The sequence below is a fragment of the candidate division WOR-3 bacterium genome (genome assembly GCA_016926475.1).
GTDB lineage: Bacteria > SDB-A > SDB-A > SDB-A > SDB-A > JAFGIG01.
On sequence record JAFGON010000088.1, the window covers coordinates 1 to 23,021 of the forward strand.

Here is a 23,021-nt window from a genome sequence, read left to right on the forward strand (position 1 = left end):
GTTCCCCTCCTCGGCTCCCGTCAGCTCTTCGTAAAATCTGAAAGAAAAATCGTTTACAGCGCTTACTGTCCCCTCCGTGCCGATTTCAGGCAGGTTCAGGCCAATTATTTGCGCCTCGATATATCCATAAGCCAGGATAAACATCGCTGTAAAGATTGTTTTAACATATTTTGACATAACTCCTCCTTCAACTGTTTTACTTAATTTTATCTTAAAATATTCCATTAATAATGTTAAATTTCCCTCTGAAAAAACAAATAGGATTGAAAATGTTCGACAGATATAATACTATTTAAAAAAATATCCAATTTTATAGAGGAGAAGAAATGAAGTATATTTTCCCGGCTTTCATGATAGTTTATGGAGTATTTCATTTATTGTCGTTGTTTGTAAAATATCCTGGGATTCTCGGTCACCTCTTTGACTCCGATAAAATTCTGGGCATCTTCATTTTTTTTCCAGAAAAGATACGGTCCGCAATGAGTAAAATAGTCATAGGGTTTCTTTCAATTGGTCTTGGAATTTTTCTTTTTGTAATTTTAAGCCGAACACCGTGACAAAATTTGTCCATAGTTATATTTTAATTTCAAAAACAAGGGGGGCGTGAATGATTGCAGTATTTTCAATCGTCTTGATGATTTCTTCTCTATCCACAGCAAGCGTCAATTCAAGGACTTTTCTACAAATCACAAGAGACGGCGTTGAATATGTTTCAAGACAAGAAAATTCACCCACCGCCGACAACAACTGCATTGCTTTGAGAAATCCGTCGTCGGGAGTTTTGTGGTCATACAGCGTCGCCAGCGGACTGACTGGCAAGACAACTGCTATCGGAAATGGAGCAAGCCAGGTCTTCGCTGGTACTTATTACGGCGGCGCCAAAATGTTCACCGGCACTGGCGGCAGCGGCACCCCTGTCTGGGAGACAACACAACCGGCCGTAGGAACCAATCAATACTGGCGCTACTGGTCATCTGGTGCCGCGGCTTCTGTGAATTCAGACATTTTTTTCTGCCTTTCGAGCTGGGAAGTATGGGACGATATGAAGACCCCAGGCTCTACAGCAGACGACACGCTCATTTCCGAAAACATTCAAATAGACAAGTTTAGCCATTCTTCCGCGACACCGCTTTGGACATTCGACACCTTAAACCACTTCATACAGGGTTCAATAGACGACCCCGGAAAATACGACCTGACAGACGACGGTTCAATGCTCGCTATCGCGGGGACCATAGGCGGACACCTCGCAGTGATGTTTTTCAGCGACACCTCACCTGTTCCCGTCATGATCTATGAAAACCCTTCTGTCGCCTATTCTCCGAGACAGATTCGGCTGACTTCCGACGGATCAAAGTGCATATTCAGTTGCGGGGCTGTTTTATACAGAATCGATGTCTTGACCGGCGCCCTCGAAGCTACCCACAACCTCGGCGCTTCGACTGACTGTTTCGGTGTCTCCGGTGACGGATCCATCGTCTCCTACGGCTTCACATCAGCGTATATCGCCCAGTGGAACGGCGTTTCTTATTCCGTGATACATTCATTCCCCGTGTCCGGATACTACGCGGGGGCTTCTGCGATAAGCGAGAACGGCAACTATGTGTATTTCGGTTTCTACAAAAACACCTACCTTTCAAACAGAATATACTGCTACGATGTTTCCCTTTCGTCTCTCGTCATGACTTATGATTACCCCACCGGAAGCGGAAGCAACCAAGACGTGGTTTCTTGGATGGAGTGTTCTGGTGACGGCATGAGGTTAATCGTCGGTTCTTGGGGATGTCAAACAGGAGGAGGCGACGAGATAGAAGTCTTTGACATTTCAAATCCAACCGCGCCTGTTTTTTCAATAAACACGCCGGGCTCGGTTTTCGACGTCACTATAACTCCCGACGGCCATTACATATCCGGAACGGGAAAACACGTCCACGCCAATACAATGGGTTCGGGAATTGACCTCTATTTCGCCGAAGTCGATCTTCTGTCTGTCGAAGAACAACCCCGTCTTCCAAACAATCCGATAGTCTCAGACCCCACGTTAATTAGGCTTCATGACGGCAGTGTTCGGTTTTCCTTCAGACTTGCATCCCCGACAGAAGTCACTATAGACTTATACGGAGTAAACGGAGGGAAAATATCCAACGTAGTCAATTCTCGTCTTGAAGCTGGAGAACACAGTTTCGTACTCGATCAGGATATATCCCACGGAGTTTATTTCCTCAAACTGTCTGCCGAAGAATTCTCTGTTTCAGAAAAATTTTTCGTTTTGGAATAGATCTTTAGGGATAAGGCGGATTCCGCCTTATCCCTAAATTCTCACTTTATACAGGTGATTCTCCTTGAAATCCGGATTTCGTTCTGCCTTATGGAAAGAAAATAACTTCCGGCAGGCAATTTTTCCCCTTCTATCCTGAAAGTATGTGAACCCGGTTCGAGTGAACCTTCGAAGACCATCTGCACTTTCCTGCCGTTGACGTCGTAGAGGTCAACAGAGACGTCTGAATGCACCCTCAACCCAAGTTTTAAGACAGAATATTCTTCAAAAGGTTCAGGCACAACACTTTCCACGAAAACACCCGTTTCAGGTTGCACCGGAGTTTCTTCGACAGTGCTGACAGGGATAAGCATTTTGAACATGGACATTCCGTGGGTTCCGGAGACCAAAAATCTCTGCCCGTCGTGAAGGTCTATGTCGAAGACCGGGCATATCGGATGATCCCCCACAACCATCCATGTATTTCCTCCGTCAACCGTGTAGTAAAGACCGAAATCCGTCCCGGCGTATAACCTTCCTGAAATCTGCGGATCAGGTATTATGTCATTGACCGGTATTTCACCCAAGTTTCCGCTTATGTCGGTCCAATTCAATCCGTAGTCCTGGGTGACAAAAATGTGCGGAAGATGCTCTCCTATCTTGTAACCTGAAAAGCTGACATAGCACTTGGCTGGATTTGAAAAATCGGCAGTCACGCGGGTACACCACCTGTCGGGAAGGTTCTGGGAGACCATCGTCCAGGAACTGCCTCCGTTCGTGGTAACCCAGACCCTGCTGTCGTCTGTTCCAGCCCATACCACAGAAGGGTTCACCTGAGACTGGCTTATAGTTGTTATGGTTCCGTATACGAGATTCCCGCTGCCGGAGCCTCCCGTCAAATCAGGGCTTATCGCGTTCCAGCTCGATCCTCCGTTTGTCGTCTTCCAGACTCTCTGGGCGCCGTAAAAAAGAACTTGATTGTCGTGTGGACTCATGACTACCGGCGTGCTCCAATTTGTCCTCTCTCCGTGGCTCGAATTCGTGAAAATAATGTCAAAACTATTTCCGCAATTCGTAGATTTCCCCAGGTACCCGTATTGCGCCTCGGCGTAAATGATGTTTGAGTTGTCGTAATCGACATTCGTGTAAAAACCATCGCCGTAGAAGAGTACATCCCAATCATCTAAATTCCCGGTCAACGTCCTCGGTGTGCTGTTGTCCTGCGTGCCGCCGTAGAGCCTTTGAGAGGTCAATTTGTCTATTGTTATCGCGTAGAACTGAGTTATCGGCAAATTTTCGAACTTCGTCCAAGAAGTTCCTCCGTTTAGAGAAACATACAGTCCTCCGTCGTTGCCCTCTACCATGAATTGAGGATTGGAAGGAGAGATGTACATCGCGTGATGGTCTACGTGCATGACGTCTCCGACAGTATTGAAATTGCTTCCGCCGTCAGAACTCTTCCACAGAGATACGTCGCCGATGTAAACGACGTCTGCGTTTGTAGGGCTTGTCCAGAGTTGCCCAAAATACCACCCGAAATTCGAAAAATTCGAAGGGCTTGGACTCTGAAGCCTCGAAGACCAGGTATTACCTCCGTCGGTCGTCCTCCATAAACCCAAAAAATCTCCCGGGTGATCCGTGTAAGAAGCGTAAACAATGTTCGGGTTTGAAGGGGCTATAGCGAGGCCAATCCTGCCGTTTGTAGCAGAATGCAATGGCAAGCCGTTTGTCATCTCCGTCCAATTATTGCCGCCGTCGGTCGACTTGTATATTCCGGTTCCAAGCCCTCCGACATTTCTGTAATCGGGTTTTCTTATCCTCTGCCACATGGCGGCGTATAAAATATTTGTGTTCTGGGGATTCATGACGACATCTACACATCCAGTCGTGTCGTTGATAAAAAGTTTCCTCTCCCAATTCATTCCGCCGTCTGTGCTCATGTATAGACCTCTTTCAGGGTTTACACCGAACAGCGAACCCATGGCTGCCACGTAAATTCTGTTCGAGTCGACAGGGCTGACGAGGATCCTGCCAATATGTCTTGAGTTTTCAAGACCTAAAAATTGCCATGTAACCCCTCCGTCGTTGCTGCGATAAACCCCTGTGCCCTCGTATGAGTCGCCGCTCGAGTTGGCTTCACCTGTTCCAAAATACAGTTTTTCAGGGTTTTGTGGGTCTAAAACTACATCTCCAACAGAAAGGCTCGGGACGTCTTCTGACACAAACTGCCAGGAATTTCCACCGTCAGTCGTCTTCCATATACCTCCAAGCGCTGCCCCCGCGTAAATTATATTCGTGTTGGAAGGGTGCACCGCCACAGAAGTGATCCTCCCTCCAACATTTACAGGTCCAGCTTGGGTGACCGTGAAATATTCAGAATTTGCGGTTGCTTCTCTTAGATCTACCGCCCTTTCAAGAGCCTGAATATACTGTTCATGGGGAATTTGATCGTAGGGGTAAGCTCTGGACAGGGTAAACCATTCTGTAGGTTTTTTGCTTGTGTCGCCCCCTCTCATCCTTTTTTTGTAGACAGAAAATTCTTCGGGGGAGGTTTCGGCTATTCCTTCTTCATGTTCTTTTTGAACTGAATCTTTGACTATAAAAAAACCGACGACCATAACAGCAAAAGCGATGAAAAAAACCGATACAATTTTCAGCGGGTCTTTCATAGTTCCTTCCTTTTATTGAGTTGTAAAGTTTTACCAGAAAATTCATGGAGTTCTGTCATACAAAATTGGCCCCATTATCTTCTTGAGGGTGTTTTGTCCATGCTCATTTGATACCACAAAAATCCGAAAATGCCATCAACAATTGCCGTGAAAATCGTTCAAGACAAAAAAAATAATTTACAAATCCTGAAGACCCAATAATTATGGGTTAAACTTATCAATTGAAATTGGAGTCTAAATAGTTTAAAACTCTATAAAAATAAAATCGAGGTCTTAAGCATGAAAAAGAAAATATTCATATCCTTGTTATTCATACTGGCGTTTTTTGCCGTTGTTTTTGTCATCTTGGGTTTTTTGAAAAAAAGAAACGGAAACAACACAGAAATAATTACGGACCCAATAACCAGGGGCGATTTGGTGTCCGAAATAACCTCGACTGGAACCCTCGAAGCAGTCGGGACTGTTGAAGTGGGAACCCAGATATCCGGTGTCATAGAAGAAATAAGAGTCGATTTCAACTCCACAGTAAGAGAAGGAGAGACCCTCGCTGTTCTCGATTCGAGGAGTCTAAGGGCTTCGCTTTTGGAAGCTCAATCAAGTTATGAAAAAAGTCTTGTTCAAATGGAACAAGCCAAAAGGGAGCTTGAAAGGATAACAGAGCTATTTGAACAGAACCTCGTGTCACAACAGGAATACGACAACCAGGTCGATGCGCTTGAAATAGCCCGGAGCACGTTCAACCAGTCACAGGCTCAACTCTACAGGACAAAAATCAATTACGACTACACTGTAATAACCTCTCCCATAAGCGGTGTAGTGATATCGAGGAATGTCGATGAAGGTCAGACCGTAGCGGCAAGTCTCAACACCCCGACTCTGTTTAAAATAGCCAGCGACCTCGCAGACATGCAAATTGAGGCTCTTATAGACGAAACCGACATTGGCAGCATAAAGGAGGGTCAGAAAGTCGTCTTTGACGTGGACGCTTTCCCCGAAGACACTTTTGTGGGTGTCGTAAGTCAAGTCAGGCTTCAACCCGAACTCGTCCAGAACGTGGTCAAGTACGTTGTAATAGTAAAAGTTCAGAATCCCGACCTTAAACTCTTGCCCGGAATGACCGCGAACCTGACTGTGATAATCGACAGCAGAGAAGATGTTCTGTCCGTGATCAACGCTGCTTTTCTTTTTTCTCCCCCTCCGGAAGTTTTGGAAAACTTCGTCAACAGTTCTTCGGACTCCATGCAAACACCCGACATCAGGGCGAGAGGCAGAAATCCGGGGAGTTCTTCGCCGTCTTTCGGGACAATTTGGATAAAAAGAGGAGACCGGATAGAACCGGTAAAAGTAACAAGGGGTATGACTGACGGTTCGAGAACCGAAATTTCCGGAGAGGGTATTCAAGAGGGGGACTCTGTGGTTTTGAGCATTACAGACGGAGATTTTTCTTCCGGCGATTCACAGAGGAGCCCTTTCTTGCCTGGAGGAAGACGTTGAAGTGAAAGAAATAATCCTTCTAGATAAAGTCACAAAAATCTATAAGATGGGTGAAATGGAAGTCAAAGCGCTTGACGGAATCCACTTTTCAATGGATGAAGGGGATTTCGTGGCAGTCATGGGCGCCAGCGGCTCAGGAAAATCGACCATGATGAATATTTTAGGATGCCTCGACATACCGACAGGGGGAGAATATTTCCTCGACGACAAGCCGGTAAGCAGAATGAAAAAAGAAGAACTCGCACATCTCAGAAACCACAAATTAGGGTTTATCTTTCAGAGCTTCAATCTGCTTTCGCGAACTACAGCGCTGGACAACGTCGAACTTCCTCTATTTTACGGAAAACACATAAAAAGGAAGGAAAGACATGAAAAGGCCTTGAAAGCTCTCGATCTGGTCGGTCTTTCTTCAAGGCACAGACATTTTCCAAACCAACTGTCGGGTGGACAACAACAAAGAGTAGCCATAGCGAGAGCTCTCGTGACAAACCCTCTTGTAATACTCGCGGATGAACCGACGGGCAACCTCGACTCCACGACGAGCCAGGAGATAATGTCTCTTTTTACCGACCTCAACAAAATGGGCAAGACAATACTTCTCGTCACCCACGAACATGATATTTCGCAATGGGCGAAAAGAAAAATTGTCCTCAAAGACGGAAGAATAATATCAGACACACTGAACGGGGAGACCGATAAACAAAAATGAATCTCTACAGCGGATATAAAACGGCTTATAAAGCGCTTTTTAAAAACAAAACGAGGTCTTTTCTCACGACCCTTGGCATTGTCATAGGGGTTTCTTCGGTCATAACCATGCTCGCTATAGGGCAGGGTTCGAGCGACAGCATCAAAGACTCCATAAGAACAATGGGAACCAACGTCATCATGGTATTCCCCGCCGCTTCATCAAGAGGCGGGGTGAGACAAGACGTAGGCAGCTCAGTGAGTTTCAAAGAAGAACAAGTCAAGGATATCAAAGACAACTGCCCATCCGTCGCCATGGCTTCTCCCGTGATATTCAGCGGGGCTCAGACGGTTTCCGGTTCAAGCAACTGGCAGACGAGAATCTACGGGGTTTACAGCGAATATTCATACATACGGGACTACGAAGTCGAGTTTGGAAGTTTTTTCACCCCAGAAGACGACAGAAAATCAACAAAAGTCTGCGTCATAGGCAAAACGGTCTCTGACAATCTATTCGGAGCCAACGTCAATCCCGTCGGACAGACAATAAGGATAAACCGAATACCTTTTCGAATAGTCGGCGTCTTGGAGAGCAAAGGCGGCAGTATGATGGGTCAGGACCAGGACGACTTGATACTCGCCCCTTTTTCAACCGTCAAACAAAGAATTTTACCCATTGACTACATTCACTTGATATACGCTTCAGCGGTTTCCGAAAACGCAATAGACAGGGCGGTCACCGAAATCGAAAACGCCCTCACGCAGTCGATGAGAGTGGGTTCCAGACAAGAAAAACCTTTTAATGTTAGGACTCAGAGCGAAATAATCGAAATGGTTTCAAGCACCTCAAGAATTCTGATGATCCTTCTGGCGAGCATAGCGGTCATTTCGCTTATCGTCGGAGGCATAGGCATTATGAACATCATGCTCGTCTCAGTGACAGAGAGGACGAGGGAGATCGGATTGAGAATGGCTGTCGGAGCCACCGGAAGGGATATTCTCGCGCAGTTCCTTATAGAGGCAGTCCTTTTGAGCCTTATTGGAGGTTTAGCAGGAATCTTACTCGGCGTCAGCGCTTCTCTGACGCTTTCGAAAATACTCAACTGGCCGGTCGTCATAACTCCATATTCGATCATCCTGTCGTTTTCATTCGCCTCCCTCATAGGCATTTTCTTCGGTTGGTACCCGGCGAAAAAAGCTTCTTCCCTTATACCCATAGAAGCTCTTCGATACGAATAATTGCCACCTAATTGCTGTTATCCCGACAACCGATACTCCGCGTATGAGAGGTTTTTAAAAATATTTCGAGCCTTCTTTTTTTTATCAAATAAATTGAATCCTTGAATCCCTGAATCTGTTCTACAGGAGTTTGGATCAACCGGATATACATATCCAGAGCTACAAAAGCCGCTTCCAATGATTTTGTGTCTTCCCAAATCGCATAAAAAGCGCTTGCTTTTTTTTCGAGGGATCCAATCTTTTCTGCCAATTTCTTCATATTTTCTATTTTTTCTCCTGAGGGTGATTTTATGTATGAGATTCTCTGTTCTCTGAGATCCAAATCCTCCAACGATTTTCCTTCAAACACCTCTTTGGTGAGTTTACCCAATTCCTTCATAACTTCCAGCGCCTGCTCCGGTTTTTTCAAAGCGCAATAGATCTCGTATTTCATGTCCATCACCTCTAAACGTAATTCATTGAAATAATCTTTTCCAATAATTTTCTGTTCAGCCCTGAGCGCGTATTCGAGAGATTCTTGATGTTTTTCTTGAAATCTGTAAAAAGACGCGAGATTAATGAGCGCGAAGTATGCCGGCAGTTTGTAGCCAAACTCGAGCGCCAAATCCAGTGATTTTCTGAAAAGTTCTTCTGAGCTTTTATCATCTCCAAGAGCCTGATATACTCTTCCCAAGTTGTTGGATACATACATAACAGTGGCTTTATTGCCGATTTTTTTGGAAATTTCAAGAGCTTTTAGGTAGTATTCCAGACTGTTTTCCATATTGAGGTAAACTTCCGTGTATGTTAGAGCGATATTTGAATAAATTACTTCCAGCAGGTAAAGGTCTTCAGCTTCTTTGGCAATTTCAAGGGCTTTCAGGAGAATTTTCAAAACGTTTGACAGTCCTATTCCCTCCACCCTGCCGCAGAATATCGCTATGTTTGACAGAATATAGGCTTGGCTGACCTTTGCATCCGCTTTTTCGAAACAATCCAGGGCTTTTTTAAAATATTCAAGAGCGGTCTTTTCGTCGTTTATATCATGGTAGTAGATGCCAAAAAACTGCTGAATTTTCCCTTGAGTGATCAAGTCTGAAGAAATAGATTCGAGGCTCTCAATTCTTTTCAAAAATCCAAACATATCCTCCAATTTACCTCGGCTTTGGGCTATGGATGAAAGACAGATAAGACTTTGTGCTTTAATATCTTCCCATCCGTTCCCTTCGCTCTCATCAAGCGCCTGTATCGCGGATTCCTCGGCTGAAATCAGGTTTTCGGTGTTTCTCAAAAGTTCAGCTCTCCTGAGAGTGTTTCTGGTTTTCTCCCTGCCGAAAGGCAGGTATTTGTCGAGAGCTTTGTAAAATTTAATAGTATCCGAAGCTGATACAGCGTTTTCCGAAATTTTAAGGGCTCTTTTCAAATAGAGCGGAGCATTTTTTTGATCTTCCGCCAAGTCGTAATGGTAAGCAACAAAAGCGGTGTAACGATCGTCTCTGTTCAAAAGCTCAAAACTTTTCGCGGCTTCAAGGTGCAGCTTTCTCCTCTCGCTCAACAACTGCATCTCGTAGATCGAGTCCCTTATCAAAGCGTGTGAAAACATGTAAAAACCGGTTTTCGCGCCAGCCCATATCCCGTTTTTCTCTCCATCTTCAAGAGTTTTTACAAGATTCACCGACAATGCCATCTTTTCGAGTATTTCCACCTGAAAATCTCTTCCGATCACAGAAGCTTTGACGGCAACCCTTCTCAGGTCTTCGCCAAAACTGTCAAACCTCGAGACAAGCAATGCCCTAATGTCAGAAGGGATAGAGACTGTCTTTGAAGTCAGCCTGTATTCAGCGTCTAACATCCCGTTTTCTGTGAAATAACCCAGTATCTGTTTAATGTAGAAAGGGTTTCCTTCCGTCTTTTCATGCACGAACTCCATCGTCGTAAAAGGAATGTTCTCATTCCCAAAGAATTTTCTCATCATGTCGAACGAATCTTCTTTCTCAAAAGGTTCGAGTTTGACAGCCCTGAGACTTTCAAACCCTCTGAAAAGACCATCCTCTTCCCCTTCCCTCTGAGGTCTGGAAGCTACGACGACAATAAACGGAAATTCCTCGACGCCCTTGGTCAAAAATTTCAAAAAAGCGGCTGTCTCCGTGTCTATCCAGTGCGCATCATCTATAAACACGCCCAAAGGTTTTTTCATCGAGAGTCTCTTTATAAAAGCTTTTATAAAATAAAATAATTCGTCTTTCTTGTTTTTTAATCCCAACTGTCCATATGGGGATTTTTCAGTCTTTAGGCCCAACAAATCCGTGAAAAGATAGGCCATCTTCTCCTTTTCGGATTCGTCGGAAAAACCATCGACTCCAAAAATCCCATCTATACCTTGTCCTACTTTTAAAGCCTTTTCGCTCTCTCCTGCGACGTTTTCTAAGTTGAAGTAATCCTCCAAAAACTGCCGGATCGGATTCAAAGAATACCTGTAAATCTGGTCGCAAGCCATTGATACCCAGCGAATATCGGGGTTGTCCTCTGTAAGTTCTGAAACAAAATAACTCTTGCCGATTCCCGCTTCACCTTCGATTTTCAGGAAACCGCCGAATTTTTTAGACAGAATTGTATCTTTCAGTATTCTCAGAGTTTCTTCGAGTTGTCTTCTCCTGCCTACAAAACCGATCGCTTTTCTCTCTGTTTTTGTATTTTTTTTCTCTCCGACAACAGAATATATCTCTATGGGTTTTGTAAAACCCTTCATTTTCGACTTCTTGTACATTTCAAAGGTATACAAACTTTTCAATTTCTTGACCACGGAGTATTCGACAAATATCCTCGGCTCGGAAGGCAAATCCTTATCTTTGTATGCCATCAGCCGAGCCGCCAGGTTGACTTTCTCTCCTTGGCAAGTGTATTCAGCCCTTTCTTGACTTCCTGAAAACCCCGAAAAAGCCATCCCAAAAGTTATACCGGCGCAAATCATGAAATCCGGAATCTTTGAAGCGGTAAGAGTCATCTCGACCGCCCTCTCGCGCAACTTCTCCTTTCCCTCGGGGGCTCCGTAGAAAGCGAGTATAAACCCGCCCTTGTCACCGTAACTCACCCTGTTGAAATACCCGCCGGTCTGAAGGACGAGGCCAGTGACTTCGGATATTTTTTCCTTGAGATCTGCGGTTTCTCTGAACGACAAAAAAACACTCGCCACTTCCCTGAATTCACCTCTGAGAGATTCGTCCATCAGCCTTTTGGGAAAAAATCTCTCCGTGACGTCTTCTCGCGGAAGGCTTTCGACGTTCCGTCTCTCGTGAGGTTTCGGCCCATAAAAAGGAACGAAAACACCTTTTTCGACCTCTTTATAGTTTTCAGCCTTAAACCTGTTTTTGAATTCCAAATCCACAACCACGCTATTTTTCGGACAGAAGCCCTGGATTTTCCCCGCTGAATCAATGGGTTCACCCTTGAAATAATACGAGTTCTGCTTATCGTTCTCTATTATCCCCCACTCGATTTCACCGACCGAAAGGCCTGTTTTGACTGAAAGGTCAAACCTCCCCCACTTAGTTTCTTTAACGCCAGAACTTACAAAAAGAGAGCATATTTTCCCCCCGGTCAAAACGGCGTTTTCAAGATAATTTACGTCGGCACTGCTGAATATCGAGTAAAAAGCGTCACCTCCGAAAACCGAAACAAAACCTCCATATTCTCTTGTCTCTGAAATCGCGGGGGAAAATATTTCGTTTATCGTCAGTGTCAGAACTTCTATACCTTCATTCCCTCTGTCCATCAGCTTTTTTGTCATCTCTGTGAATCCTGATATATCGACAAACAAAACAGCCGCTCGAAGTTTTCCAGACCTCTTGCCTTCAAGATATTTTTTGGAAATGAAACTGGGTATCAGCTCTCGCATAGTCTACTTTTTATTATCACATCCTTCGCTTGTCAACAAAGATGGATCGTAAGATTACACTTATTTGCAGATCTTTTTTAAAAAACGGTTTCAACCGAAGACGTCAGAATTTTACCCCGTATCCGAAATATATGAAATTTCTCCTGTCGCCTTCTACGTTTATCGGTTTAAGATACCCGAGTTCTATGTCGTTTACCATAAGTATCAGTTCAGCCTCCGCGTTGAAATACAGGTGACCCGACTCCAGGTATCTTGAATTTTTATACGAATAGAAAATTTTCATTGCGGCGTTGGCACCGATTGTCCCCATTGGACGCATGAAAGCGCCGTATCCCAGACCGATTCCCGAAGCCCTCCAGCCGAGATTGGCGCAAAAAAACGGTCCTGAAATAGATTCAAAATGATACGGAGAAAATGTTCCGGTCCTCGGCAGGTATAAATTCAGTTCGGCGTTAATTCCGATTTTCTCGCTGTATGTCAGACCGACGTTGAACGGAACGAACCTGCGGGTTATGAATTGGCTTTCGTCTGGCACTTCTGATAATGCAGTTAGACAAAACAAAACAGAAAGAATTAGATTCATTTTTCATCCCCTTTTTCTTTTATTATATAAAATCTCTCGGTTTTATCCAACATTGAAATTTAAAGGGCTCAATAACACGAATTGAGAAACCCAACGTTTGAAATATTTCTTTTTTCCCAATACAATAAATGCCTAACCCAAACAAAGGGACAAAAAATGAAAATTAGCATTGTCTCCTATCTACTGTTTTTCCTGTCATTAAAGGTTTTGCCTCTCAACAGCATCGGCTTAGAAGACCTTCCCCTGCAGGACGGTTATTTCCGACTCAACGCTTCGACGTCCGCCGAACCTCTTCTCAGGTCGATTCTCTTTACGGTTCTTGACATTCCTTTCGAGTGGACGGGCGACCCCGGAGATTTTCGGACTATACTTCCTCTACAAGGTTCTGTGACGGACACTTCATATCTGAGGCTGATATCCAACATCTATGTCTCCGGAACACACAACGCATATACGGATCTGATTGTCGACAACGTCGATCTGATTTTGGTCGCGAGAAGTCCTTCGGAAGATGAACTCGAGGATGCCGGATTTAACGGCGTTGAATTCGAGGTTCATGTGGTCTCATACGACGCTTTCGTATTCTTGGCAAACAGTGACAACCCCTGTGAAAACCTGACCCTCGACCAGATAAGAGCGATATACTCTGGGAATATCTTACAATGGACGGATTTATTTGATTCGTTCAGGGGTGACTCCGAAATTCATCCATATCAAAGAGAACGTAATTCTGGCAGCCAGGAGCTGATGGAGGACCTCGTTATGGGGGATCTGGACATGATAGACGCCCCCGATATGATAGCCTACACCATGGCGGGTCCTTTCAACGCTCTGGAGTGCGATCGGCAGGGCATCGGGTACTCGGTGTTCTTCTACGCGCAGAACATTTCACCCAACGAGCGCATCAAACTCTTGGGCATCGAAGGGGTTTTTCCCACAAAGGAAACAATCCGAACGGAGGAATACCCCCTTACCACTGAAGTCTATGCAGTCATAAGAAAAGACACACCCGATGATCACCCCGCGAGAAACTTATTGAACTGGATTTTGTCCGAGGAAGGACAAAAAGCTGTCGCCGAGAGCGGATACGTCCCTTTGAATCGATGAGTTTTCAGAAATTAAATCTCTGAAAGCTCTTGAAGCTCTGAAAGCTCTGAAAAAAGTTTTCTAAAGAGAAAAGATATCTGTTATATTGCTATTTTACAAAAGGAGACCATATGTTTTTTGTGACGGTATTTTTGTTGTCCGGTCTGGGTTCTTCCTGGGGGCTACCCCAAAATTTTGAAGGCAAGAGCAGACCTGATTTTCAGTATCCCTCCGACAGCGTCATAACACACTCATACGACGTCCTGCACTACGACATAGACTTCAGCATCGAAAGCCAGTTCGATTCTATAGAAGGCAACACAACAATCACGTCAAGAGCAGAGCAGAACATCGACTCTATAGACATCCACTTCGGCATGAACATGTTCGTTGACAGCATCCTCGTAAACGGAGACGGCGCGTCTTATTTAAGAATAGCGGACACTATATACGTAAACGCTCCTACGACAATATTCATGGGTGACACTTTTACCGTTCAAACTTTTTACGCGGGAAAACCTTCCGCCGGTTTTTTTCACGGACACGGCGGTTTTTTCACACTTTCACAGGTCGAAGAAGCGGCAAAAAAATGGTTTCCCTGCTACGAATGGTGCTGGGATAAAGCGGATGACGGAGTTACGATGCATGTCGAAGTCCCCGACAGCATATACGCGGTCTGCAACGGTCTTTTGACCTCCATAGACACTCTATCCGGTGACCGGCTCAGGTTCAACTGGGACCACAACCACCCCATAGCCGCTTACCTTATCGCTGTCTCGGCTTATGATTACACAATGCTGGTAAGACTTCACAACGGCTACAACATAGTCTATTACGCACTGCCGGGATATGTGACTCAGGCACAGGCGATGCTCGATACGCTTGAAATTATTCTTTCTGTATATGACACGCTGATAGACACATATCCTTTCGCGGACGAAAAAATGGGAAATTACCAGATATCACTGCCTTCAGGAGCATACTGGTGCATGGAACACCAGACCTGCGTCCTCTACAGCCCATGGGGCTTTACAAACACGAACGTCCATTCGCACGAGACCGGACACATGTGGTGGGGAGACGAAGTCACCTGCATTAGCTACGCCCAGATGTTTTTGAATGAAGGGACAACTTCCTACTACGAAAGTTTTCCCCTTCTTGAAATATACGGAATTCAGGGATTTCTGAACAACATAATCTCCCAGAGGGAATCAGGATTAAACTATGACGACAATTATCATTACCCAATTATAAACAGCCCCGACCCTTTCGGGACAAACGTCTATGACAAAGGCGCGTGGTTTCACCACATGTTGAGGCACCTGATGGGTGATACACTCTATTTTCCCGCCATGAGGGAGTACTACCAGACCTACCGAGGCAAAAACGCCTCCGTCTCGGAGCTCATGTCCGTGATGGAAAATTTTTACGGGGATTCTCTTGGGTGGTTTTTTCATCAGTGGCTGGAGGAGACAGATTACCCTCTTTTACAGGCGGGTTGGAAACACATCGGGGGTGACCTCTACATATTTGTCTTTCAGGTTCAGACCAGCGGACCTTCTGTATTCAGAATACCAATTGAATTCGGAATATGGGAGGATGACTCCATGACTGTCGCGGGCCCCTACTGGATGGCAGATTCTTCAAATCTCGAGGTCGTTCTGACGGTCAAAAAACCCGATTCCGTCACCATAGATCCCCTGGTCAAACTCTACCATAGAATATACGGAATAATACCTTCAAACGGTGTTCTTCTCGTCGACGACGACGGAACGGGTAATTCTCAGGCTCAATACCTGACGGCATTCAACGATCTTAATATTTCTGTTTTAAATTGGAATGTCAGCCAAGAAGGCCTTCCCTCCGACACTTTATTGTACGTGACGAAAGCCGTTTTCTGGGTGACGGGCACAAGAGACAATCCTCTTACGTCGGACAGACGGGAAAAGATAAGATTTGCTCTTGAAAACGGGATTCCGGTCGCTATATTTTCTCCAAAAACACCGTCACAGCTCCAGGGGACAGCGTTTTTATCCGACACTCTTGGATTTACATATTCCGGCGGGACTACATCCGACACACTGTTTCAGGGTGTAACCGGAGACCCTATAGGCAAGGGTTGGCGGTGGTTCAACATACCAACACACAACAGCGCGACCCTCTCGCCCGTCGCAGGCAGCGGCACCGGGTGCATCCATTGGAACACAGGGAATTTTGGCGTTGTAAGAAGCGACAATTTTCAGTCGGTTTTCTCTTCCATAGACCTGCAGTATATCTACAACATGCAAGGATACTCCACAAAAATGCTCCTTATCGCCAATATCCTGAACTATTTCGGCATCGCGACTCCTGTAGCCGTCGAAGAGATAGCCGAAACTCCCGTCCGGATAAGCACCACAGCAATAGATGTCCGGTATCTCCCGGGCACCGGCATTTTCCTCCATGCCGCATCGCCTGTCCGGACAGACCTTTCCGTATACGACATAACCGGCAGAGAGGTGATGAGCTGGAACTTTGAAGGAGAACTCGAAGTCAGGTGGACAGGTCTGAGCAATGACGGCGCTGTTTTACCTTTCGGAAGGTATTTTGCGGTCCTTAAAGAAGGCGGAGTTCAAAAACAGATAATATTTCTGCAATAATCCATATAAAAAGAGCCGGAAGAAATTTTCTTCCGGCTCTTTCCTTGTTCTTCTCAACCCAATTTATTTTAAAGACACAAATTCAAACCTCAAAAAAATGTAAACTTTCCTTCAAAAGTCTTTTTTCCTGTATCTATCCTGTAAAAGTATGAACCGGACCTTATATTTCCGACTATTATTTCAATCCTTCCATCTTCCGAACCGATACTTTGAGGAACAATAATTTCTCTCCCGGAAACATCATATATATGCAATGAAAAATCACTCCTGTGATCCGCGACAAATGAGATTTTCACTGTTCCCAATGATATATTTTCAACTGTGATGCCGTCGTTGTAAGTTATAATGGGGTTCGGTTCTTCCTCGACACCCATGGCATAACCAAGAGAGTCTGTCTTGATTATATAGAAATCGGAACTCCCTGTTCCGTATGATGTTGTGCTCCCGCAGATGATAAAACCTCCGTCCTGGGTCTGTTCGACGTATCTTCCACTGTCAAGACCTCCTCCTCCGTATATAACTGTCCAGAGCGAATCCCCGTCCGTGTTGAATTTAGTCAGGAAAATGTCATTGTTGTAAGATCCCGTCACGACAACCCCCCCGTCACTGCAGGGTGCTAAATTTGTATAACCATCACCTTCTATTACCCAAATTATTTGTAAACTATCGTCAACCTTAATTATAGAATCTAAACCACTAAATGTATCAATAAATACATATTTCTGATCTGACAGCATTTCGATATCTGTATTAAATGCACTCAATGATTGTAATGAATTTACCGGATTTCCAAATGAATCAAACTTTATTAATGTTTTTGGGGGATTATAATACCTGTTTAGCGTAACTATAATTGAATGATCGCAGGTCTCAATAACTGATGAAAAAAATTGCTCGCTTGTAGCTGAATTTTGAACCCATAGTGAATCACCGTTATCGTTAATCTTCAAGAGAAATCCTTCGCAATCTCCGTATTGGGTGTTTCCTACTATCAAAAAACAGTCATCATCGGTTATATCAATATCAAACGGAAAATTTTTTATTATGTATGGATCAAAATTCAAAATATAATAGTTTACATTTCTATATATTGCGCCCGTTTCATTTATCCAATAAACACTCATTGGTATACTGTCGTAAGTGACAATTTTTGGAACATAAAAAACAAACCCGCTGTCCACTCCAATTTCAATGTCCAGGTTTATTTCATAACTAAAATAGTTGTATATCGAATCAGAGTATACCTTTGACCATATACTATCTCCGTATTCATTAAGGCGTATCAAACAAACATAATCATTAAGTTGGTAATCCCATCCAATAACGACATAACCGCCATCCTGAGTCTGTTTGATTGTTTGAGCAATTTCATTATAAGCATTTGTCCCATAAACCTTCGACCATGTTATTGTCTGTGTATGTATTGTAGAGATCAAGGAAAGGAAAATAAGTATAATAATTAAAACTTTCATCTCTCCCCCTTATCTTAAAACCATTATCTTTTTAGTATTTATAAAATCACCCGCTGTCATCCTGATAAAAAACATACCTGAAGAAACATCGCTTTCATTACAATCCCAATATACCCGGTAAATACCGGGTGATCTATTCATTGATTCTATATCAGAAACTTTTCTACCTGTTATGTCGAATACAGATATCTCGACTAAAACTTCTTCCCCCACGTGTAATGCCCAACTAATCAAGCATAAATATTGAAAGATTTTATTTGATATCAATATATCTTGAAGACAGAAAATAAAATGGTTTTAACTACCGAGAAAACATCACCAAAAATAATATTTCACCAATTTCGCTACATACTCTTGAAAAGAGACCGGATCGGTTCAAATATTCTGAAGGACAGATTTTATAAAAACTGCGAAGGGAATAATCCTTCCGCTTTTAATTTGCGCTTAAGAATCTATAAATTATATATCCAGCCTTATACCGCATGAAAAAAGATACATGGGTTCATATCCATCACTGAAATAGACGTTCAGCTCCGGGACTATTTTTATAAAAGAGCCCACACCTCCTCCAAGGACAAGACCTAAAGCGTTTTTGGGAATATAAGCGGTATCTTCAGCGAGTATATGAGTGGAGTTGGGTTGTTCATGAACAAACATCGCTTTTATACCTGTGTAAATATTGTCGTTTCCGGCGAGAGCCATTAAATACAGACCGTTTGTTCTAAAGCTTATCAACGCTCCCGCATCACCGGATACCATCACCGGTCTTTCAAGGAATCTGTATTTAACATCTGAAAACAAATTGAACTCTCCGCCTTCGTAGACCGTAGCTTTACAGCCGAAATCGAGATTGTGTTTCAACCCCGCTCTTGCGAAAACGTCAATACTTCCGGAGCCAAGCCTTGTCTCTCCGGAATCCTGAAAAACAAATTTGCTCCCCGCAATTACCACGGAGTAATCGCCTTTTTCAAGTGTTTTTGGCGACTGAAGGGTTGAATAAGTGACACATCCAGACAAAAAAAAACAAAATATTAAACTTGCATTTTTTAAAATATTAGTCATCTCAATTATTTTATCATAAATCAACAAAAAAAAGTGTGGTCTCAAGATTTTAACGCAACATCAGCTGGTTTTTCAAAAGCCATATATGTGCAATCCCAATCCAACACTTTTCTAGTTCTGCCATTAAGAGCCAATGAAGTTTACTTCATGTTTTCTTAGAGATTACCTTTTATAAAGCCACCAGTTTATTTCCTCTTGATTCTCTTCGCTCAATCTTTGAAAACAACAACAATGATACTTTTTAAAAAGTATCTGGAAGGGTTTTTCGTTCGAAAAACCCAGCGTTTGACACCTCGTTGTACTTATTCTATCATGTGAGTATTGCATTGAATTATTGAGCGGAAGTAACATTAAACCCGGAGAGAACATGAAAGACAAAGATGGGGTGACTTTCAAGGAAAAATTCAGTTATTCCTTTGACAACATAATGTCCAAAGGACCTGCCGCTCTCATAGGATGGCTTGCCATTCTCTCGGTTGTCATTGTTTTGATATTTTCCGTTCTTGTATATCTGACAAGGTCTGCGCCCGAAGGCGCGGGTTTCATAAAACTTGTCTGGATGAGCCTTCTGAGAACCCTTGACCCCGGGACTATGGGCGCTGACGAGGGCAGTCTTCTTTTCCTCCTATCCATGTTCGGTGTCACTCTCGGGGGTATATTCGTCATCAGCACCCTCATAGGTATTCTAACCACAGGGCTTGAATCCCGCTTGGATTCGATGAGAAAAGGAAGGTCGAAGATAATCGAAGCCAACCACACGGTCATACTCGGATGGTCAGAGCAGGTCTTCACTATTATCAAGGAACTTGTCATAGCGAACGAAAACCAAAAGAACTCCTGCATAGCCATTTTAGCCGATAAAGATAAAGTCGAGATGGAAGACGAGATAAGAATTAAAACGGGCAGCACAGGTAGGACGAAAATAGTTTGCAGAACAGGAAATCCGGCTGATCTTGCGGATCTGGAACTGATGAGGCTCAAGACTTCAAAATCTATTATTGTCCTGTCCCCGGACTGTGAAAATCCGGATTCCGAAGTTATAAAGACAATACTCGCTATTACTAACAACCCCCGCAGAAGGGAAGAGCCCTACCATGTGACGGCTCTTTTGAGAAATCCCGAAAACGTCGAAATCGCTAAAATGGTCGGTAAAGACGAAGTCGAGCTCGTCTTATCCGGCGAACTTATAGCGAGGATGATGGCACAGACCTGCCTGCAGTCGGGTCTCTCCATTGTCTATTATGAACTTCTCGATTTCGGGGGAGACGAAATATATTTCAAAGATGAACCCTCTCTTTATGGGAAAAAGTTTTCTGAAATTCTCCCACTTTACGAAGATTCAACGGTAATTGGTCTGTTTCCAAAAGACGGAAAACCTCTTTTAAACCCTCCCATGGACACCTTAATCCGAGAAGGAGACCAGATCGTCGCCATTTCAGAAGATGACGACACTGTCGTTCTTTCAGGAGTGGAAAAGCACGATGTCGTTGAAAGCGCTATTGTCGAGAAACACGATGAAGTCAAAAAATCTCAAAGAATACTTCTGATAGGGTGGAACTGGAGAGCTCCCATAATTATCAGGGAACTTGACAACTATCTCGCCCCGGGGTCCTTCATAGAAGTCGTGTACGACATTGAAAACAACGGAGTCGAAGACAGAATTTCCCAGCTAACCATGAAGAACACCACCTACAAGATCTCCAGAAACAAGACAACCGACAGAAAAGTTCTCGAAAGTCTCGACATTCCTTCTTTCAACCATGTCATACTTCTTTGTTACTCTGATCATCTCACGCCTCATGAAGCCGATTCACAGACTCTGATAACTCTTTTGCACATCAGAGAAATTTCTGAAAAGACGAAAAATTCTTTTTCTGTGGTCAGCGAAATGATAGATGTCAGAAACCGGAATCTCGCGGAAATAACCAAAGCGGACGATTTCATTATAAGCGACAACCTTATAAGCCTTCTGCTCTCTCAGATTTCCGAGAACAAGTACCTCAACGCGGTTTTTGAAGACCTCTTTGACCCTGAAGGTTCTGAAACTTACATTAAACCGGTTGAAAGATACGTAAAAACAGGCCTATCAATGGATTTTTACACCGTCGTAAAATCCGCTTCTCTCAAAAATGAAGTCGCGATAGGATACAGGCTCAAAAAACACTGGAACGACCCTGATAATGCTTACGGAATTGTAGTCAACCCGGACAAGTCTGACAGAATAACCTTTTCCGAAGGCGATAAGATAATCGTAATGGCGGAGGACTAAAACAATCATCAACTAGGAGGAAAGGTGAAAAAAATTATTATTACCTTGTTTCTGATTTCTCTCAACTCGTATGTGCTATCGGGTGAAATAAAAAACCCGCTCCCTGAGATTGTCGAGCTCCCGGAGATGACGGTCATTGGTTATCAGTCCATAATCAGTATGAACCATAATCTGATCACCGACCTCTGGATGAGATATCTCGCTAAGATGGGAGAAATACAGAACATGTCGGAAGTCAGGGCTACTCTAGGTGTATCCTATTGGGGCGAGCAAAAAGGCGATGATTACATATTCTTTCATCTCGTGGGAGCTCCGGTCTCCGATTTTTCTACAATCCCTCAGGGGATGACCTATTTGATAATCCCCACTCACAAATACGCTAAATTCACTCACGTTGGTCCTGTCTCGGATATAGGAAAAACCTACGAGTACATCTACGGGGAATGGCTCAACAGCGGCGATTACATGATGTCGGAAAAATGTTTCGAGATTGAATGGTACGACGAGAGATTCAACCCTGAAAGCCCTGAATCCGAGCTCGACATCTACATACCCATAGAATAAGTTTGTTGTTCGAGGGGCGATCCAAGGCTCGCCCCTTAATTTATTTCAAAACTCCTTTAAATAGCTGTTATCACATAACTAAATACTTTGGTATTTTTTATTTCCAGGTAGTAAAATGTATTATACCTATAAAAGGAGCCGTTATGAGGTTTCAACTATTTTTCTCCCCCTATTTTTAATATTTTAATCTTTCTTATTTTCAGAAAATGTTCTCGTATCCGTTGAATTGAACAACAAAAGTGAAATTTTAGAATAGGTTGAGTTGGGTATACCAACATACGAGTATATTGGTAACACAATCTTCACGGTTTTGGAAATGGATAAAGTGATTGAACTTTCTGGTCAAGGTTTCGAAATATCTGTCCTTGATGAAAATTCCTACCGAAAAATTTACGTTTTCACCGACGAAAATCTCTTTAGTCATACCGATGGAATTGACATTCTCTATAGCAATAAAGATTTTGTTCTTGCTGACATAACAAATCGAGGGACGGATTATTTCTTTTTGCAAAGGATACCCCACAGAATAATGAACCGAAATCCCATCCCTAAAAGATTTTGGGATAACCTTTTAAGGACGGCAGTTTACATGAACAACATCTCATGGGATCCTTATGTTCATTCCATTGTCGACCAGGTCAATACAGATTCAATAACATCTTACATTCAGAAACTCCCGGACTTCAGAACGAGACTTCGGAGAAACAGTTTTTGTCGAGGAAATACAGCTCCCAGTGACAATCCCATCGGTCGCAGTCCTGTCCGCGACGCCTAATTTCTTTTCAGCAGGGACTTACATTTACTATTCTATACCTCAAAACTGTAGAGCTAGCCTGAAAATCTACAACACCGCCGGCCAGCTCGTTGCTACTTTATTCGATGGAGAACTCGAATCTGGCAGTTACAGGATCTTTTGGGATTCAAGAGATGAAAGAAACGGTTTGGTCAAAAACGGTATATATTTTGTAAGACTCTCGGCTGGAGATCAGTCCCTTACGGTTAAAATGACTCTGGCGAGATGAGGGTTTTAAGATAAAGAAATTTCTACCACGAAGCAGAGACAAGCTGAATTGCATTCAGCTTGTCTCTTACACGAAGGAGGGAATCATTACTGATTCCCTCTACA

General features: G+C 43.6%; 16 protein-coding genes. 10 read left to right on the plus strand and 6 right to left on the minus strand.

The window, feature by feature from the left end; translation table 11 throughout:
• The first annotated feature begins 326 nt into the window (after positions 1 to 326).
• On the plus strand, positions 327 to 557 hold the full coding sequence (locus tag JXA84_08765) for a hypothetical protein (GenBank protein MBN1151294.1): 231 nt from the start codon (positions 327 to 329) through the stop codon (positions 555 to 557).
• Positions 558 to 607: 50 nt separating this feature from the next.
• The gene (locus tag JXA84_08770) at positions 608 to 2,278 is read left to right on the plus strand and encodes a hypothetical protein (GenBank protein ID MBN1151295.1); all 1,671 of its coding nucleotides are present in this window, start codon (positions 608 to 610) and stop codon (positions 2,276 to 2,278) included.
• Between the two features lie 41 nt (positions 2,279 to 2,319).
• On the opposite strand, the gene JXA84_08775 is transcribed toward JXA84_08770, so the two are convergent.
• Positions 2,320 to 4,926, minus strand: a complete 2,607-nt coding sequence (locus JXA84_08775) for a hypothetical protein (GenBank protein MBN1151296.1) — start codon at positions 4,924 to 4,926, stop codon at positions 2,320 to 2,322.
• 279 nt (positions 4,927 to 5,205) lie between these two features.
• Between JXA84_08775 and JXA84_08780 the strand changes: the two genes are divergently transcribed.
• From JXA84_08780 to JXA84_08790, 3 genes are read left to right on the plus strand one after another with little or no spacing between them, the layout of a single operon-like run.
• The gene (locus tag JXA84_08780) at positions 5,206 to 6,420 is read left to right on the plus strand and encodes an efflux RND transporter periplasmic adaptor subunit (GenBank protein ID MBN1151297.1); all 1,215 of its coding nucleotides are present in this window, start codon (positions 5,206 to 5,208) and stop codon (positions 6,418 to 6,420) included.
• Between the two features lie 10 nt (positions 6,421 to 6,430).
• Positions 6,431 to 7,129 carry an ABC transporter ATP-binding protein gene (locus JXA84_08785; protein ID MBN1151298.1) on the plus strand — a complete coding sequence of 233 codons (699 nt, stop codon included), beginning with the start codon at positions 6,431 to 6,433 and terminating at the stop codon, positions 7,127 to 7,129.
• Positions 7,126 to 8,346, plus strand: a complete 1,221-nt coding sequence (locus JXA84_08790) for an ABC transporter permease (protein ID MBN1151299.1) — start codon at positions 7,126 to 7,128, stop codon at positions 8,344 to 8,346. The genes JXA84_08785 and JXA84_08790 overlap by 4 nt, the downstream gene beginning before the upstream one ends.
• Before the next feature lie 7 nt (positions 8,347 to 8,353).
• On the opposite strand, the gene JXA84_08795 is transcribed toward JXA84_08790, so the two are convergent.
• Positions 8,354 to 12,220, minus strand: coding sequence for a tetratricopeptide repeat protein (locus tag JXA84_08795; protein MBN1151300.1), 3,867 nt, complete (start codon positions 12,218 to 12,220; stop codon positions 8,354 to 8,356).
• 103 nt (positions 12,221 to 12,323) lie between these two features.
• Positions 12,324 to 12,803, minus strand: coding sequence for a hypothetical protein (locus JXA84_08800; protein MBN1151301.1), 480 nt, complete (start codon positions 12,801 to 12,803; stop codon positions 12,324 to 12,326).
• A gap of 156 nt (positions 12,804 to 12,959) precedes the next feature.
• Between JXA84_08800 and JXA84_08805 the strand changes: the two genes are divergently transcribed.
• Both JXA84_08805 and JXA84_08810 read left to right on the plus strand, forming a co-directional pair.
• Positions 12,960 to 13,910: a substrate-binding domain-containing protein gene (locus tag JXA84_08805; GenBank protein MBN1151302.1), complete on the plus strand. Its 951-nt coding sequence runs from the start codon at positions 12,960 to 12,962 to the stop codon at positions 13,908 to 13,910.
• Between the two features lie 110 nt (positions 13,911 to 14,020).
• Complete coding sequence (locus JXA84_08810) at positions 14,021 to 16,528, plus strand: M1 family metallopeptidase (protein MBN1151303.1); 2,508 nt, start codon at positions 14,021 to 14,023, stop codon at positions 16,526 to 16,528.
• Between the two features lie 89 nt (positions 16,529 to 16,617).
• Here the strand turns inward: JXA84_08810 and JXA84_08815 are convergent, their stop codons facing one another.
• From JXA84_08815 to JXA84_08825, 3 genes are all read right to left on the minus strand, one after another.
• Positions 16,618 to 18,000 (minus strand): T9SS type A sorting domain-containing protein, encoded by a 1,383-nt coding sequence (locus JXA84_08815; GenBank protein ID MBN1151304.1) that lies wholly within the window; start codon positions 17,998 to 18,000, stop codon positions 16,618 to 16,620.
• Positions 18,001 to 18,009: 9 nt separating this feature from the next.
• A complete protein-coding gene (locus JXA84_08820) occupies positions 18,010 to 18,267 on the minus strand; it encodes a T9SS type A sorting domain-containing protein (GenBank protein ID MBN1151305.1) in 258 nt (85 codons plus the stop codon).
• Between the two features lie 192 nt (positions 18,268 to 18,459).
• Positions 18,460 to 19,017, minus strand: coding sequence for a hypothetical protein (locus JXA84_08825; protein MBN1151306.1), 558 nt, complete (start codon positions 19,015 to 19,017; stop codon positions 18,460 to 18,462).
• Positions 19,018 to 19,429: 412 nt separating this feature from the next.
• On the opposite strand from JXA84_08825, the gene JXA84_08830 reads away from it, so the two are divergent.
• The 3 genes from JXA84_08830 to JXA84_08840 all read left to right on the plus strand — a co-directional run bounded on the left by JXA84_08830 (position 19,430) and on the right by JXA84_08840 (position 22,917).
• Entirely contained in the window at positions 19,430 to 21,331 is a 1,902-nt protein-coding gene (locus JXA84_08830) for a potassium transporter TrkA (protein ID MBN1151307.1), read from the plus strand.
• A gap of 24 nt (positions 21,332 to 21,355) precedes the next feature.
• On the plus strand, positions 21,356 to 21,895 hold the full coding sequence (locus JXA84_08835; GenBank protein MBN1151308.1) for a GyrI-like domain-containing protein: 540 nt from the start codon (positions 21,356 to 21,358) through the stop codon (positions 21,893 to 21,895).
• Positions 21,896 to 22,629: 734 nt separating this feature from the next.
• Entirely contained in the window at positions 22,630 to 22,917 is a 288-nt protein-coding gene (locus JXA84_08840; protein MBN1151309.1) for a T9SS type A sorting domain-containing protein, read from the plus strand.
• Positions 22,918 to 23,021: the final 104 nt, after the last annotated feature.

Excerpts from the sequence above, each read along its gene's own strand:
- JXA84_08770 (MBN1151295.1), top strand. The coding sequence starts at position 608 with ATGATTGCAGTATTTTCAATCGTCTTGATGATTTCTTCTCTATCCACA.
- JXA84_08765 (MBN1151294.1), top strand. The coding sequence starts at position 327 with ATGAAGTATATTTTCCCGGCTTTCATGATAGTTTATGGAGTATTTCAT.
- JXA84_08810 (MBN1151303.1), top strand. The coding sequence starts at position 14,021 with ATGTTTTTTGTGACGGTATTTTTGTTGTCCGGTCTGGGTTCTTCCTGG.
- JXA84_08795 (MBN1151300.1), bottom strand. The coding sequence starts at position 12,220 with ATGCGAGAGCTGATACCCAGTTTCATTTCCAAAAAATATCTTGAAGGC.
- JXA84_08790 (MBN1151299.1), top strand. The coding sequence starts at position 7,126 with ATGAATCTCTACAGCGGATATAAAACGGCTTATAAAGCGCTTTTTAAA.
- JXA84_08815 (MBN1151304.1), bottom strand. The coding sequence starts at position 18,000 with ATGAAAGTTTTAATTATTATACTTATTTTCCTTTCCTTGATCTCTACA.
- JXA84_08775 (MBN1151296.1), bottom strand. The coding sequence starts at position 4,926 with ATGAAAGACCCGCTGAAAATTGTATCGGTTTTTTTCATCGCTTTTGCT.
- JXA84_08830 (MBN1151307.1), top strand. The coding sequence starts at position 19,430 with ATGAAAGACAAAGATGGGGTGACTTTCAAGGAAAAATTCAGTTATTCC.
- JXA84_08780 (MBN1151297.1), top strand. The coding sequence starts at position 5,206 with ATGAAAAAGAAAATATTCATATCCTTGTTATTCATACTGGCGTTTTTT.
- JXA84_08805 (MBN1151302.1), top strand. The coding sequence starts at position 12,960 with ATGAAAATTAGCATTGTCTCCTATCTACTGTTTTTCCTGTCATTAAAG.
- JXA84_08800 (MBN1151301.1), bottom strand. The coding sequence starts at position 12,803 with ATGAATCTAATTCTTTCTGTTTTGTTTTGTCTAACTGCATTATCAGAA.